Source organism: Allobosea sp. LjRoot9 (assembly GCF_964252745.1).
In the GTDB taxonomy this organism is placed as follows: domain Bacteria; phylum Pseudomonadota; class Alphaproteobacteria; order Rhizobiales; family Beijerinckiaceae; genus Allobosea.
The window spans coordinates 117,684-132,822 of sequence record NZ_CAXUPC020000009.1; the positions used below are offsets into that span (position 1 = coordinate 117,684).

Below are 15,139 nucleotides of genomic sequence, written 5' to 3' on the forward strand. Positions count from 1 at the left end.
GAACGACCATGCTACGGACGACGCTTCTGGGCAGCGCGATCCTGCTCTGCTCGATGGGACATGTGCATCAGACCATGGCGAAGGATTATTTTCTGGCGAGCGGCCGCTGGGATAATGTCGTGCTGGTGATCGATCTCGACAAGGCGATCGACCCCGCCAATGACGGCACGCCGAAGGCGGTGGTGAATCGCCTGCGCGTCACGCCCGATATCGTGGTCGATGGCAAGACGGTGATTTCGAGCGGCCAGCCTATCTCCATCGCAATCGCGCCCGACAACAAGCGCGCCTATGTCGTCAACCATTCCGGCCGCTCGACGCCTGCGGCAGCGGCCGCCTTCCAGCACGGCCATGCCGGCACCGTCACGGTCGTCGACCTGGCGAAGGCGCTCGATCCCGCCAGCAACGGCACGCTCGCCGCCGTCGCGGGCTATATCGAGACCGAAGGCTTTGGGCCGACCGGCTTCGCTATTGCGGCGGACGGCAAGCATGCGGTGCTTGCCCATGCCGAGCGCGAAGGCGACGAGGATGGCGGCCGGCATCTCAGCATCGTCGATCTTGCCACCAACAAGGTGATCCGTAGGGTCGAGCAGGCCTATGGCAAGCCGGGCTTCCCCTGCCCGCCCGATCCGGTGCCGCATCGCGCGCCGGACCCGAAATTCGGCTGCTTCCCCGACACCAATGGCGTGACGATCAGCCCGCTCGGCGGCGGCACGATCTTCGGGGCCAATGGCGGCACCGATGACATCACGGTGATGAGCCTGCAGAAGGCGATCGCCGGCGAGGCCGGCGCGGAGCTTGCGCGCATCCCGGTGCAGGCCGGCGGCTTCGGCATCTCGGTGAGCCCGGACGGCAAGCTCGTCGCCCATGCCTCCCGCGAAAGCGCCCAGACCGACGTCCCCGGCAACACGGTCTCGATCATCGATGTCGAGAAAGCCTTGTCCGACCCCGCCAAGGCCGAGGTCGCGCGCGTCTTGGTCGGCACCGACGACAAGGCCACGCCGACCCGGCCGTTCGTGGCCGCCTTCCTGCCGGATGGAAAGCGCATCCTCTCGACGCATTTCCGGGCCAACAACATCGACATCATCGATGTCGCCAAGGCGATCGCGGGTGGGCCCGCGACGATCCGGCGGGTCGAATTGAAGACGCCGGGCGGCGAGCCCTCGCGGCCACGCGGCATCGCGATCACGCCCGACGGCAAATACGCCGCGATCACCGGCGCACCCAAGGGCAAGCCGAACTCCAGCATCGTCTGGATCGTCGATCTCGCAAGTTACGAGGTGAAGGGGCGCGTCACCGAAATCGGCAATGAAAGCTACATGATCGGCGCGTTCCAGGCGCCGTAGTCCTGGCGCTGTAGTTCTGGCTCCGTAGCCCTTTTCGACGTCCGGACAGGCGGCGCATGGCCGATCGCGCCTTTGCGCTTGCCGTATTCTGCGATCCCGGCCACATGTCAGAGGTTCCGTAGAACTCCACCAGAGCGCCTCATGCTGGCCCCGCACGACCCATATGCTTTCCTGGAGAATGGCGGCGAGATCGGCGCTCTCATCCGGCAATTCGACTGGTCGCGGACGCCTTTGGGGCCGATCGAAAGCTGGCCGCAGAGCCTGCGCACCACGACGGCGCTGGCGCTCAGCTCGCCGCTGCCGGTGATGCTGCTGTGGGGCCCGGAGGGCACGCTGATCTACAATGACGGCTATGCCGCCTTTGCCGGCAGGCGCCACCCTGCCCTGCTCGGCGCCAAGGTGCTGGAGGGCTGGCCGGAAGCGGCCGAACTCAACGCCCGCGTGCTCGACACCGTGCTCGCCGGCGGCACGCTCTCGTTGCGCGAGCAGCGCCTCGCCATGAACCGCCGCGGCGTGCCGGAGGATTGCTGGCTCGACCTCGACTACATGCCGATCCTCGGCGAGGACGGCAGCCCGGCCGGCGTCTTCGCCGTGGTCATCGAGATCACCGAGCGGGTCCGCACCGAACAGCGGCTCAAGATCGCGCAGGAGGCCGGCGGCGTCGGCGTCTTCGAATGGTATCCCGAAAGCGGCCTGCTCGACGTCTCCGACGAATATCGTCGCATCTGGGGCCTGCCGCCGGACGTCCAGGTCACCGACGATCTGCTCGTCAGCCTGCTGCATCCCGATGACCGCGCGCTCTCGGGGCCGAAGCGCCTGACCGAGGACAATCCCCTCGCCTATGCAGAATATCGCCGCTTCGACCCCGCCACGGGCGAGACCCGCTGGATCGCGCGACAGGGCGAGGCGGTCTCGACGCCCGAGAGCGGGCAGCGCCGTTTCGTCGGTGTCTGCTTCGACATCACGCCGCGCAAGGCAGCCGAGGATGCGCTGCGCGCCAGCGAGGCGCGCTGGCGCAATCTGTTCGAGCAGATGCAGGAGGGGTTCTTCATCGCCGAGGCGGTGCGCGACGCCGCCGGGACCATGGTCGATTTCCGCTTCGTCGAGATGAATCCCGCCTTCGAGGCACGCACCGACGTCAGGATGGCCGATGCGATCGGCCGCAATGTCAGCGAGATCATCCCGAACCTGCCGCCGGAGCTGATCACGACCTATGCTATCGTGCTCGAGACCGGCAAGCCGGCACGCTACGAGATCAATGTTCCCTCGATGAAGCATCGCTGGTTCGAGGCGCGGGCAAGGCGCATCGGGCCGGACCGCTTCTCGGTGCTGTTCCTCGACATCACCGGCCGCAAGAAAGCGGAAGCCGCGCTCAGGGAAAGCGAGGCGCGCTTCCGCACGCTGTCGCAATCCATGCCGAACCATGTCTGGACCGCCAGGCCCGACGGCCAGCTCGACTGGTTCAACGAGCGCATCTACGCCTTCACCGGAGCGGCCCCGGGCACGCTCGACGGCGAGGCCTGGATGGCGATGGTCCATCCCGAGGATGCGGCGAGCGCCGCCGCCTCATGGGAGAATGCCCGGCGCGACGGCGTTCCCTACGAGACCGAATTCAGGCTCCGCCGCCAGGACGGCACATTCCGCTGGCACATTGCTCGTGCGGTACCCGCCCATGACGAGCGCGGCGCGATCACGCGCTGGGTCGGCACCAATACCGACATCGACGCGCAGAAGACAGCGGAAGCCGCGCTCGCCGACCTCGCCGATACGCTGGAGGAGCGCGTCGCCGCCCGCACCGCCGAACTCGCCAAGGCCGAGGAGGCGCTGCGCCACAGCCAGAAGATGGAAGCCATCGGCAACCTGACCGGCGGCATCGCCCATGATTTCAACAATCTGCTGCAGGTCATCAGCGGCAACCTGCAATTGCTGTCGCGGGAAATCGCCGGCGACGAGAAGGCCGAAAAACGCGTCGACAACGCCATGGCCGGCGTCGCGCGCGGCTCCAAGCTCGCAGCCCAGCTGCTCGCCTTCGGCCGCCGCCAGCCGCTGGAGCCCAAGGTCGTCAATGTCGGCCGCTTGATCCGCGACATGGACGACCTGCTGCGGCGCACACTGGGCGACGCGATCGAGATCGAGAGCAGCATCGCCGGCGGGCTGTGGCACACGCTGGTCGACCCGGCCAATGTCGAGAACGCCATCCTCAACCTGGCGATCAACTCGCGCGACGCCATGGATGGCCAGGGCCGATTGACGATCGAGGCCGGCAACGCCTTCCTCGACGACGCCTATAGCGGCGCCCATCGCGACGTCACGGCGGGGCAATATGTCCAGATCTCGGTCACCGACACCGGCTCGGGCATGAGCCGCGAGGTGATGGACCAGATCTTCGAGCCGTTCTTCTCGACCAAGCCGCAGGGCAAGGGCACCGGGCTCGGCCTGTCCATGGTCTATGGCTTCGTCAAGCAGTCCGGCGGCCATGTGAAGGTCTATAGCGAGCCCGGCCAGGGCACGACGATCAAGCTCTATCTGCCGCGCTCGCTCCAGGCCGAGGACATGCTGGTCGAGAAGGAGGCCGGCCCCGTCACCGGTGGCAGCGAGACCATCCTCGTCGTCGAGGATGACGAGGCGGTGCGCGAGACCGTGATCGCGCTGCTGGGCGAGCTCGGCTACCGCGTGCTGAAGGCGCCCGACGCCCAGAGCGCGCTCGCGGTCATCGAGAGCGGGGTCGCGATCGACCTGCTCTTCACCGATGTGGTCATGCCCGGCCCGCTGAAGAGCCCGGAGCTGGCGCGCAAGGCCAAGGAGCGGCTGCCACAGCTCAGCGTCTTGTTCACCTCCGGCTATACCGAGAACTCGATCGTCCATGGCGGGCGGCTCGACGAGGGCGTCAGCCTGCTCTCGAAGCCCTATGGGCGCGAGGCGCTGGCGCGGAAGATCCGCCAGGTCCTGGTGCAGGACGGCAAGACGCCGTCCTATGAGACCGTCCGGCCCCAGCCGAAAAGCGCGGCGCAGAAGGCGGCTTTGCAGGCTGCGGCCGCCCCAGCGCCCGAACCGGCGCGGCGGAGCAACCTGACCGTGCTCGTCTGCGAGGACGACGCCATCATCCGCATGGACACCGCCGACATGGTCCAGGATCTCGGCCATGTCGCCATCGAGGCGGAAAACGGGCTGAAGGCGCTCGAGATCGCGACGGGGCGCAATGTCGACATCCTGCTGACGGATATCGGCCTGCCCGATATTTCGGGCAGCGAACTGGCGCACCGCTTACGCGCATTGAAGCCCGAGCTCGCCATCATCTTCGCCACCGGCCGCGATCAGGTCGAGGGTTTCGAGGGCGCGGCCCGCACCGCGCTGCTGAGAAAGCCCTATCGGCTGCATACGCTGGAGAAGATCCTCGGCTCGATCCTGGATTGAGAAGCGCCTGCCGGAGCCCCTCGGCCTTTCGGACCGGGCGGTCGCTTGCGTTTGCAGCGCCCGTCGCGTGCAGGCTTGCGCATGGCCAGGCATGCTGCGCTGCGGCTAGACTTGCCCGAACGCAGACAGACCTGCCCATTCCAAACCCTGCCCATTCCAGATCCTGCCCATTCAAGGCGAACCCACCACGATGAGCCAGCTCTTCAGCCCCTACACGCTCGGCGACCTCACCCTCGCCAACCGCATCGTCATTGCCCCGATGTGCCAGTATTCGGCCGAGGACGGCCGCGCGACCGACTGGCACATCATCCATCTCGGCCATCTCGCTCTGTCGGGCGCCGGGCTGCTCTTTCTCGAAGCGACGGCAGTCGAGCCGGAAGGACGGATCAGCCCGTTCGATCTCGGCCTCTGGTCGGATGAGACCGAGGCCGCGCTGGCGAAGGCGCTCGCCGCCGTGCGGGCGCATTCCAACATGCCGATCGGCATCCAGCTCGGCCATGCCGGCCGCAAGGCCTCGGTGGCGCAGCCATGGGCCGGCGGAGGCCAGCTCGGCCTCGACCAGGGCGGCTGGCAGACGCTCGCCCCCTCGGCCGTGGCTTTTGAGGGCCACGCCAGGGCTCCGCACGCCCTGACGGCGGACGAGATCGCCCGGCTCGTCGAGAGCTTCGCGCTTGCCGCCAAGCGCTCGGTCAGGCTCGGCCTCGATGCAATCGAGCTCCACGGGGCCCATGGCTATCTGCTGCACCAGTTCCTCTCACCGCTCTCCAACCGGCGCGAGGACGCCTATGGCGGCTCGCTGGAGAACCGCATGCGCTTCCCGCTCGCGGTGTTCGAGGCGGTCAAGGCGGCGGTGCCGTCTGCCTTTCCCGTCGGCATCCGCGTCTCCGGCACCGATTGGGTCGAGGGCGGCTGGGATATCGAGCAGACGCTCACCTTCGCCTCCGCCTTGCAGGCGCGCGGCTGCAGCTTCATCGACGTCTCGGGCGGCGGCCTCTCGGCCGCGCAGAAAATCCCGCTCGGCCCGAGCTATCAGGTGCCGTTGGCGCGCGCCGTGAAGCAGGCGACCGGCCTGCCGACCATCGCGGTCGGGCTGATCACGGAAGCCGACCAGGCCGAGGCGATCATCGGCACGGGCGACGCCGACTTCGTCGCGCTGGCGCGCGGCATGCTCTACGACCCACGCTGGCCCTGGCACGCAGCCGCCCAGCTCGGCGCAACCGTGAAGCCGCCCTCGCAATATCTGCGCTCGCAGCCGCGTCAGCTCCGCAACCTGTTCGGCTGAGCGCATCCGCCTTTCTCGAGAGAACTCCCCAATGACCGCCTATTCCGAGCTTTCCGCCCATTTCGGCCGCATCGCCGCATTGTCCAACGCCATCGGCATCCTGAGCTGGGACAATGCCGCGATGATGCCGACCGGTGCCGCCGCGACACGGGCCGAAAGCATGGCGCTGCTCGACGTGCTGCGCCATGGCATGGCGGTCGAGCCACGCATCGGCGACTGGCTGGGCGCTGCCGAGGACGATGACAGGCTCGGCCCCTGGGAGCGCGCCAATCTGCGCGAGATCAGGCGGCTCTGGACGGTTCAGACCGCGCTTCCGGCCGATCTGGTGGAGGCGTCGAGCAAGGCGATCTCGGTGTGCGAGATGCGCTGGCGGCAGGCACGCACGGATTCCGATTTCGCCGGGCTCCTGCCGTTCCTGAGCGAGGTCTTGAACCTGCAGCGCCAGATCGGCCAGGCGAAGGGCGAAAAGCTCGGCCTTTCCCCCTATGACGCGCTCTTGAACGACTATGAGCCCGGCGGGCGCTCGGAGAAGATCGACGCCTTGTTCGACGATCTCGCCACCTTCCTGCCCGGCTTCACGCAGGAGGTCCTGGCGCTCCAGGCCCGCCGGCCCAGGACACCGGAACCACAGGGCCCGTTCGCGATCGAGCAGCAGCGGGCGCTCGGCCTCAAGATGATGGCGGCGCTGGGCTATGATTTCGAGCGCGGCCGGCTCGACGTCTCCACACACCCGTTCTGCGGCGGGGCCGACAACGATGTCCGCATCACCACGCGCTATGACGAGAGCGATTTCGCCAAGGCCTTGATGGGCGTGCTGCACGAGACCGGCCATGCGCTCTACGAGCAGGGCCGGCCGCAAGCCTATATGAACCAGCCTGTCGGCCAGGCGCGCGGCATGAGCCTGCATGAAAGCCAGTCGCTCCTGGTCGAGATGCAGGCCTGCCGCTCCGCCGCGTTCATCCGCTTCGCCGCGCCCTTGATGCGCGAGGCTTTTGGCGGCTCAGGCCCAGCCTGGGAGCAGGAGGCCTTGCTGGCACGCTACACCAAGGTCGAGGCCGGCTTCATCCGCGTCGATGCCGACGAGGTGACCTATCCGGCTCATGTCATCTTGCGCTACCGGCTGGAGAAGGCGCTGATCGCCGACGAGATGCCGCTCTCGGAACTGCCCTTCGCCTGGAATGCCGGCATGAAGGCGCTGCTCGGCGTGACGCCGCCCGACGACCGGCGGGGCTGCCTGCAGGACGTGCACTGGCCCAGCGGCGGCTGGGGCTATTTCCCAACCTATACGCTGGGTGCGATGACCGCGGCGCAGATTTTCGAGGCCGCCTGCAAGGCCGAGCCCGAGATCCTGCCTTCGATCGGGCGCGGCGATTTCTCGCCCCTGGTCGGCTGGCTGCGCAGCCACATCCATAGCCAGGCCAGCCTCTACGAGACCGACGAACTGCTGACCCACGCCACCGGCCGCCCGCTCGACGCCGGCGTGTTCAAGGCGCATCTGCGCCGTCGTTATGGCAGCGAAGGCTAGCCTTCTCTGTCGGAAAGTACCGGCATCGGAAAGCCGCCGAACGCCTGTTCATAGGCGGCTCCCAGCGCCAGCAGGCGGTCGTCGCTGCCTTGCGGCCCTATCAGCTGGAAGCCGATCGGCATGTCGTCCCGGTCCGGCCTCGCCGGCAAGGTCAGCCCCGGCAAGCCCAGCGCATTGGCGAAGGCGGTGAAGACCGCGTGCCCGCGCGGACCGACCGATTGACCGTCGATCACATCGGGATGGGTCTGCCCGACCGGCCAGGGCTGCGCCGCCGTCGCCGGCATCAGCAGCAGGTCGAAGCAGGAGAAGAGCGCGTCGAACGCCTCGCCGGCCGCCTCGATCGTCCGCAGCATGCCGAGATAATCGCTGGCCGAATGGCCACGGCCGCGTTCGGCCATGGCGGCGATCCCGGGCTGTACGGGCGCGTCCCGCCCGAGCTTGAGATGCGCGTCGAGCAGCCAGGCGACGCCGGTTTCGCTGACGATCGACCAGATCGCATTGACCGGCTCGGCCAGGGTGAAATCGTCCAGGCGCTCGACGGCATGGCCGAGCCCGGCGAAGCGCTCGGCCGCCCCAGTGACGCTCGCAGCGATCGCCGGATCGACCGGCGCCTCCCCAAAGCTTGGAATGAAGGCGATCCGTTTTGCGGCGGGCGGCGCGGTCTCCGCCCCGGCGCCGGCGATGACGCGCAGCATCGCGCGGACATCGCCGACGCAGCGCCCGATCGGCCCCACCACCTCGAAAGCGTCGAGGATCGCGGGAAAGCCGTGCCGGCGCGGCACCAGCCCGCGCGAGGGCTTGAGGCCGACCAGCCCCGTATGCGCCGCTGGCCGGCGGATCGAGCCGCCGCCATCGGTGCACAGCGCCAGCGGCCCGATGCCCGACGCCACGGCCGCGACCGCCCCGCCGCTCGACCCGCCAGGCGTCAGGCCCGGATTCCACGGGTTGCGCGTCGGGCCGAAGAGGACGTTGTCGGTGACGCCCTGCACGGTGAATTCCGGCACATTGGTCTTGCCGAGGATGACGGCGCCGGCCGCACGCAGGCGGGCGACCGGCGTCTCGTCGAGCTCCGGCACGAAATCGGCGTAGCAGGCGCTGCCCCAGGTGCTGCGCAGGCCGGCGGTCAGGATGTTGTCCTTGATCGTCAGCGGGACGCCGTCGAGCGGCCCGAGCGCTTCTCCTCGCGCCCAGCGGCCCGCGCTCGCCCGCGCCGCTGCCTGCGCGCCCGCCCGGTCGAGCGTGACGACGGCGTTGAGACGCGGATTGACGGCGTCATGGCGCTCCAGAACCGCTTCCAACGCCTGGACCGGCGTGGCGCTGCCCGCCGCGAAAGCCTGCGCGAGTTGCCCGGCGGTCAGGCCCCAGAGTGGCTGGTCGCTCATTTGAAAGGCGCTCCGCGATCATCATGCCGGCGCGGCGCCCCCCGACCGGGAAATGCCGACATTCCAACCGCTAAGCCATGGCTCCTCATCCGACAACAGACTTGAAACGAAGGGCAACTAGGATTTTAATCAAGTACCCGCTACGGGCAATGTCAGGGAGAACGCAATGCTGAGGACTTTGATAGTCGCATCTGCTTCCGCCATCGCCGTCGCATCCGTCTTCGCCACGCCGGCCTCGGCGCTGACGATGAAGGAATGCAGCGCGAAATATCAGGATGCCAAGAAGGCCAATACGCTCAAGGGCCAGAAGTGGAACGATTTCCGCAAGGCCCAATGCGGCGACGACGACGCCTCCGACAACGATGCCGCAGCAGCCGTCACTGACCCCGCACCGGCGCCAGCGGCCACGCCCGCCGCAACGGCGCCCGGGCAGAAGCCGGCGGCAGCGCCCGCCCGCGCCAAGGCCGCTGTGTTCCCCAGGGCCGTCGCGCCGAAATACTCCGAGGAATCGCCCGGCAAGGCCCGGCTCAAGACCTGCGTCGACCAGTACAACGCCAATAAGACGGCCAACGCCAATGGCGAGCTGAAGTGGATCGAGAAGGGCGGCGGCTACTGGAGCCAGTGCAACACCAAGCTCAAGAGCTGAACAAAGCCTTTACGCGAAACAGCTCGGCCCCGGATCCTGTCCGGGGCCTTTTTTACGCCGATGCGCCAGGCATCCCGCTCTCTCGCCTATTGAGTCGCATAGATTCGTTCGCCCACGCGGATGAAATGGGTGGGATCGTTGGGCTCGCCATTGACGCGCGTCTCGTAATGCAGATGCGGGCCCGTCGAGCGCCCGGTGCTGCCGACCAGCCCGACCACGGTGCCGAGCGCGACGGGCTGGCCCACGGTGACGTTGATCGCCGATAAATGGCCGTAGCGCGTGGTGATGCCGTTGCCGTGGTCGATGATGACGAGATTGCCGTAGCCGCCGCCGATTCCGGCCGTCTGCACGACACCCGACCCTCCAGCATGGACGGGAACACCGATCGGCGAGCGGAAATCCGTGCCGGCATGGAAACGCGCCTCGCCGGTGAACGGATCGGAGCGCGTGCCATAGGAGCTGGTCATCAACCCGGCGCTGCCCGGGATCGGCCGGAAGAACGGCACGGCGTTCGCCGCCGTCCTGAGCCGGCCCAGGACCGAAAGCGTGCGCCTGATCTGCGCGACATTGCTCTCGAATGGGCCGCCGCCGAAATCCTTGGTCTCCGGCAGCAGATTGGCGACCTGCCCGCGCACCAGCGCCGCTGTCGGCACGAATTTCTCGGCGTCGAGCCCGACCTCGGAGAAGGCCGAGCGCAATTGCAGCAGGGTCGATTGCGAGCGCTGCGTCAGGCCGTTCAGCGAACCCAGTTGCACCTTCTCGAAACGGTCGATCGCATGTTCGAGATAGGTCACGCGCTCGGGTGCGGGATAGCTCGGATCGAGGATGGTGAAGGTCGATCGCGGCGCGGCGCGCTGCACCGAGGCCGCCTTGATCGGCGCCCCGCCGGCCTCGCCGAACTTCACCGGGCTTGCGCCGTCGGGCACGCGGGTCTGGTCGGCCAGCGCGGTCAGCATCGCCTGGCGCGCCTCCAGCGCCGCCTGGCGCAGCATCAGGTCGGCGATGCGCCCCTCGACGCCGTCACGCTCCAATCGAGTCTGCCGGGCGAACCGGTCGAGCTGGGTGCGGAAGACCACGAGCTTCTGCTCATAGGCAAATTGCATGTCGCTCTGCTGCGCGACGAGGCGGGCCGAGAGCTTGTCGCCGAAGATCAGGGCGCTGGTCGCGATCGCACCCCAGCCGGCCAGCAGGGCGAAGGCGACGAGGACAAGCGCGATCGTCGCCGGGCCAACCGTCATGGTCCAGCGCGGACGGCCCGGCCGCGAGAGCTTGGCCGCCTTGTCGCGCTTGCCGGCCTTGTCCGTTTTGCCGTCGCCCTCGGTCGCGGGTTCGGCCTTGCGCAGCTGCGCCTGGGCCTTCGCCTCGGCGGCAGCAACCTTCGCCTCGGCGGCAGCCCTTGCCTCCGCAGCCTTTGCCGCCTTCATCCGGGCAGCAACGCGCTCGGCCGCTGTCTGCGGTTTGGACGGGGCGGAACTCAAGGCCGGGCTCCTCCAAGCATGTCCTGGAATCCAAGCAAGTCCTGGAAAACGGCGCGCGCGATTCTCTGCCGAGCCGGGCGAAAGTCAACGCTGCAACGACGCTTCAGGCCGGCAGCCCCACCACCTGCCGAAAGGGAGGCGCGGCCCAGTTCCTTACACAGGATGATCTTTGACTTTACGCAACGCAAAGGCAATCTGCCGCAATAGCCTCGCCGAGATATCGACGATTGTCGATTCGGGGCGCGAATTGTCAATCAATTACGTAATTGACATGACAGGCGTCCCGTTGAAACACTCGAAGCCAGCAATCTTTCTCTAGAGCAGGATGCGAAAAAGTGAGAACCGGTTTTTCGCATCGATCCTGCTCTCACTCCTAAGATGAGAGGCGGCCTTGTCATCACCTCGCGACATGGCCGTGCTTCCCCGGCATGCGAGGCGGCCCGGAGCTGCCTGATCCGGCGCTCCGACGCCGGGGGATCAAGGACCAAGTCAGAGACAACACCGAAAGCGCGTCAAATATGCGAATGAATTCAAGGCGCTACAGGAGATAAGCCCCTGGATTGAGTTAAAATCTCTGGACAGACTTGGCCTCTCATCGCTTTCCGCCGCAAGGAGCCTGCCATGACCTCGACCCTGCCTCCCGAACAATCCGCCCTCGACCGCGAGATTCTCGACGAATTGTTCGAGATCGTGCCTGACGAGTGGGACGCCTTCCTGCTTTCGGTCGAGCCGCGCAAGCTCGATGGCGACGGGCAGATCGTGACCATCGTCAACCCGGACGTCGCCGGGGCGGAAATCCCCGCGACCGAGGCGATCCGCGTCTGCGTCGCCAAGCTCGCAGCCTTCTTCGCCCGCGAAAAGCGCAGCTGGGAGCGCCTGACCTATGCCGCTTTCGCCGACGAGGCCGGCACATGGCGCGTCAAGATCACCGCGCCGCTGCCGCCCCCCACAGCACCGGCCGCATGAGCGCACTGGGACCGACCGCGGTCAAGATTAGGCACGCGGTGCTTTCGTGCTTGTTCCGCCCCATTGCGCCACGTTACGATGCGTGAGCGTGGCTGAAATAAAGTTTGCCGGCTGCGTGACGAAGCGGGATGCGCCGCTTACGCCTTGATCTGGAATCATGACGATGGCTCGAAGGCTCGGCGATGTCTTGGAACAGTAAGGTCGTCTGGGGAGAAGGACTTTTTCTGCGGCCGCATCATCTGCAGCAAGCGGATCGCTATCTCGAAAACCTCGTCGATGCGCGCACGCGCTTCGTCACGCCTTACCCCTGGGGCTTTTCGACCCTGGAGATCGACCGCGACCTCGCCCAGCAGAGCCGCTTCGGCCTGCGTCGCGCGGCGGGCATCCTGCCTGACGGCACGCCCTTCGACATTCCAGCCCACAGCCCCCTGCCCGCTCCCATCGACGTGCCGGACGCCGCCGCCAAGCAGCTGCTCTGGCTGACCATGCCGGTCGCGGCGGCCAATACGCGCGAGGTCGACGAGCCGACGAGCGCCACCGCCAGTCGCTATGTCACCGCCAGTGAGACGCTGATCGACTCGACTGCCGCCATGCGCGTCGAGGAGGAGATCGACGTCGCCTATCCCCGGCTCGGCTTCGATCTGCGCAAGACCGCCAAACCCGGCTATGTCAGCATGCCGATCGCCCGCATCGTCGAGGTGCGCGACAAGACCATCGTCTTCGACGACAAATTCGTCCCGCCGGTGCTGATCGCCTCGGCCTATCCCGCGATCGACGGCTGGATCGACCGCGCCATCGGCTGGATCGAGGCCAAGCTCGAGGAGCTGGCGCGCTATGCGGCGGACCCGACCGCCGGCGGCGGCCTGCAGAGCGCCGATTTCTTCGTGCTGCAGCTGCTCAACCGGCACCTGCCGGTGCTGCAGCATTTCCGGCATTCGCGCTATATCCATCCCGAGCGTCTCTATGAGGAGTTCGTGCGGATGGTCGGCGAACTCGCGACCTTCGCCACGCCGGAGCGCCGGACGCGGACCTATCCGCGCTATGACCACGACAATCTCGAACTCGTCTTCGAGCCGATCCTGCGCGACCTGCAGGATTTCCTCAGCGCCAGGCTCGGCCGCCGTGCCATCCGGCTCGAGCTGATCGAGCGCGCGCCCAACGCCTTCGTCTCGACGATCCGCGACCGCAGCCTGTTCCGCAACGCCAATTTCGTGCTGGAAGTTGCGGCGCGCCGGCCCCTGATCGAGATCCAGCTGCAATTCCCGCAGCTCTTCAAGATCGGCCCGAATACGAAGATGAACGACATCGTCAACGCCCATCTGCCGGGCGTCGGCCTCAATCACATTCCGACCCCGCCGTCGCAGATCCGCGCGGTCGCGGACCATGTCTACTTCCTGCTGGACAAGAACTCTCCACTCTGGCCTGAATTCAGCACGGCAAACGCGATCGGCCTGCATTTCTCGGGCGACTGGCCGGAACTGCAGCTCGATCTCTGGGCGATCCTCGGAGACAGGCGATGACCGAGCCCAAAGACCCGTTCGAACCTGCCTACAACCCCAATGAGCGCACGGTCGTGCGGCCCAATCCCGGTGGCAGGCGCCCGGTCGCGCCGAGCCCGCCTAGCCAGCAATCCGAACAGCCGGGCCCGTTCACGCCGTCGGCCTATCCGCCCCCGCCCGCCTCCTACCATCCGGCCTCTGGCTACCAGCCGCCGCCGAGCTATCCGCAGGCAGACCCCAACGCCGCCGCGCAGGACGCCTGGGCCGATGCACCGGGCCAGAGCTATCCGCAGCCGGTCCCGCCGCCCTACCAGCCGCCGCCGGCGCAGAGCTACGCTCCCCCGCCCCAGCCGGTGCCGCAGCCACCGGGCTCCGTGCCCCAGGTCGCGCCGCGCGAGATGCCGGTGGCGCCCAATGACAATCCGATCATGAGCGCGGCTGCGCCGATCCTCTCAATCCTCGGGCGCCTGCGCGTGGCCCTGGCCTATGCCTCGTTCAGCCAGTTGATGGACCAGATCGCCGGCGCGATCCAGCGCTTCGAGGCCGACGTCACCGGCGCCGGCATCGGCCAGGACCAGGCCAAGCAGGCGAAGTACACGCTCTGCGCCACCGCCGACGACATCGTCCAGAACATCCCGGCGCAGGATCGCCAGCTCTGGACGCAGTACAGCATGCTGAGCCGCTTCTTCGGCGAGCGCACCGGCGGCATCCGCTTCTTCGAGGAGCTCGACCGGGCCAAGCAGGACCCGATCCTGAACTACAATGTGCTGGAGCTGCAGCATGCCTGCCTGGCGCTGGGCTTCCAGGGCGTGCACCGGACCTCGGCCGGCGGCCCGGCGACCTTGCAGACGATCCAGCGCAATCTCTACGAGACGCTGCGGCGCGTGAAGCAGCGCGTCAATCAGGAGCTCTCGCCGCGCTGGCAGGGTCAGGACATGACGGCACGCGGCACGACCGTGCGCATCCCGTTCTGGGCGATGGCCTCGCTCGCGGGCGTCCTGCTGCTCGCCATGTACCTGACCCTGCGTTCGCTTTTGAGCTCCGGCAGCGACGCGGTGATCGACGATGTCGGCCGCATCTTCCCGACGACCGACGTCTCGATCGAGCGGCGCGTCGTCCAGCCGGTGAAGCCCACGCCTCCGCCGCCGATCAAGACGACGCAGCTCGAACGCATCCGCGCAGCGCTGGCGACCGAGATCGGCGAGCAGAAGCTGGCGGTGGATTCCGTCTCGACCGGCATCATCGTGCGCGTCAACAGCTTCGCCTCCTTCGAGCCCGGCAAGGCGACGGTGATCGATGCCTTCCGCCCGCTCGCCAAGCGCATCGCGCAGACGCTGGAGAAGGAGCCCGGCCAGATCAAGGTCACCGGCCATTCCGACAACACGCCGATCAAAACGGTGCGCTTCGCCAACAACTACGAATTGTCGGTCGAGCGCGCCAAGGCCGTCGGGGCCCTCCTCACCGAGGATCTCAGCGACAAGAAGCGTATCCTCGCCGACGGCAAGGGCGACACCGCCCCCATCGCCTCGAACGATACGATCGAAGGTCGTGCGCGCAACCGGCGCGTCGACGTGCAGATCCCGCATGAACGCTGACCGCAGGCG

10 protein-coding genes are annotated in these 15,139 nt (G+C 67.4%); 8 read left to right on the plus strand and 2 right to left on the minus strand.

Translation table 11 applies throughout. The features are described 5' to 3' along the window. Window positions 1–8: 8 nt before the first annotated feature. The 4 genes from ACSQ3P_RS26080 to ACSQ3P_RS26095 all read left to right on the plus strand — a co-directional run bounded on the left by ACSQ3P_RS26080 (window position 9) and on the right by ACSQ3P_RS26095 (window position 7,564). Window positions 9–1,343 (plus strand): hypothetical protein, encoded by a 1,335-nt coding sequence (locus ACSQ3P_RS26080; RefSeq protein WP_436168375.1) that lies wholly within the window; start codon window positions 9–11, stop codon window positions 1,341–1,343. Window positions 1,344–1,484: 141 nt separating this feature from the next. Then, a complete protein-coding gene (locus tag ACSQ3P_RS26085; protein WP_436168376.1) occupies window positions 1,485–4,757 on the plus strand; it encodes a PAS domain S-box protein in 3,273 nt (1,090 codons plus the stop codon). 190 nt (window positions 4,758–4,947) lie between these two features. Next, window positions 4,948–6,039: an NADH:flavin oxidoreductase/NADH oxidase gene (locus ACSQ3P_RS26090; RefSeq protein ID WP_436168377.1), complete on the plus strand. Its 1,092-nt coding sequence runs from the start codon at window positions 4,948–4,950 to the stop codon at window positions 6,037–6,039. 31 nt (window positions 6,040–6,070) lie between these two features. Continuing rightward, complete coding sequence (locus ACSQ3P_RS26095; RefSeq protein ID WP_436168378.1) at window positions 6,071–7,564, plus strand: carboxypeptidase M32; 1,494 nt, start codon at window positions 6,071–6,073, stop codon at window positions 7,562–7,564. On the opposite strand, the gene ACSQ3P_RS26100 is transcribed toward ACSQ3P_RS26095, so the two are convergent. Next, window positions 7,561–8,946, minus strand: coding sequence for an amidase (locus ACSQ3P_RS26100; protein ID WP_436168379.1), 1,386 nt, complete (start codon window positions 8,944–8,946; stop codon window positions 7,561–7,563). The two genes, ACSQ3P_RS26095 and ACSQ3P_RS26100, sit on opposite strands and share 4 nt — an antisense overlap. Before the next feature lie 166 nt (window positions 8,947–9,112). On the opposite strand from ACSQ3P_RS26100, the gene ACSQ3P_RS26105 reads away from it, so the two are divergent. After that, window positions 9,113–9,592, plus strand: a complete 480-nt coding sequence (locus ACSQ3P_RS26105; RefSeq protein ID WP_436168380.1) for a hypothetical protein — start codon at window positions 9,113–9,115, stop codon at window positions 9,590–9,592. Window positions 9,593–9,678: 86 nt separating this feature from the next. On the opposite strand, the gene ACSQ3P_RS26110 is transcribed toward ACSQ3P_RS26105, so the two are convergent. After that, window positions 9,679–11,070, minus strand: a complete 1,392-nt coding sequence (locus ACSQ3P_RS26110) for a M23 family metallopeptidase (protein WP_436168381.1) — start codon at window positions 11,068–11,070, stop codon at window positions 9,679–9,681. A gap of 621 nt (window positions 11,071–11,691) precedes the next feature. Between ACSQ3P_RS26110 and ACSQ3P_RS26115 the strand changes: the two genes are divergently transcribed. From ACSQ3P_RS26115 to tssL, 3 genes are all read left to right on the plus strand, one after another. Further along, window positions 11,692–12,036, plus strand: coding sequence for a hypothetical protein (locus ACSQ3P_RS26115; protein ID WP_436168382.1), 345 nt, complete (start codon window positions 11,692–11,694; stop codon window positions 12,034–12,036). 182 nt (window positions 12,037–12,218) lie between these two features. Continuing rightward, window positions 12,219–13,556 carry a type VI secretion system baseplate subunit TssK gene (gene tssK, locus ACSQ3P_RS26120; protein ID WP_436168383.1) on the plus strand — a complete coding sequence of 446 codons (1,338 nt, stop codon included), beginning with the start codon at window positions 12,219–12,221 and terminating at the stop codon, window positions 13,554–13,556. Beyond that, window positions 13,553–15,130, plus strand: a complete 1,578-nt coding sequence (gene tssL / locus ACSQ3P_RS26125) for a type VI secretion system protein TssL, long form (protein ID WP_436168384.1) — start codon at window positions 13,553–13,555, stop codon at window positions 15,128–15,130. The genes tssK and tssL overlap by 4 nt, the downstream gene beginning before the upstream one ends. The last annotated feature ends 9 nt before the right edge of the window (window positions 15,131–15,139 follow it).

What these genes read in the sequence shown, in the direction of transcription:
- ACSQ3P_RS26080 (WP_436168375.1), top strand. Translation starts at nt 9, where the DNA reads ATGCTACGGACGACGCTTCTGGGCAGCGCGATCCTGCTCTGCTCGATG.
- ACSQ3P_RS26085 (WP_436168376.1), top strand. Translation starts at nt 1,485, where the DNA reads ATGCTGGCCCCGCACGACCCATATGCTTTCCTGGAGAATGGCGGCGAG.
- ACSQ3P_RS26090 (WP_436168377.1), top strand. Translation starts at nt 4,948, where the DNA reads ATGAGCCAGCTCTTCAGCCCCTACACGCTCGGCGACCTCACCCTCGCC.
- ACSQ3P_RS26095 (WP_436168378.1), top strand. Translation starts at nt 6,071, where the DNA reads ATGACCGCCTATTCCGAGCTTTCCGCCCATTTCGGCCGCATCGCCGCA.
- ACSQ3P_RS26100 (WP_436168379.1), bottom strand. Translation starts at nt 8,946, where the DNA reads ATGAGCGACCAGCCACTCTGGGGCCTGACCGCCGGGCAACTCGCGCAG.
- ACSQ3P_RS26105 (WP_436168380.1), top strand. Translation starts at nt 9,113, where the DNA reads ATGCTGAGGACTTTGATAGTCGCATCTGCTTCCGCCATCGCCGTCGCA.
- ACSQ3P_RS26115 (WP_436168382.1), top strand. Translation starts at nt 11,692, where the DNA reads ATGACCTCGACCCTGCCTCCCGAACAATCCGCCCTCGACCGCGAGATT.
- tssK (WP_436168383.1), top strand. Translation starts at nt 12,219, where the DNA reads ATGTCTTGGAACAGTAAGGTCGTCTGGGGAGAAGGACTTTTTCTGCGG.
- tssL (WP_436168384.1), top strand. Translation starts at nt 13,553, where the DNA reads ATGACCGAGCCCAAAGACCCGTTCGAACCTGCCTACAACCCCAATGAG.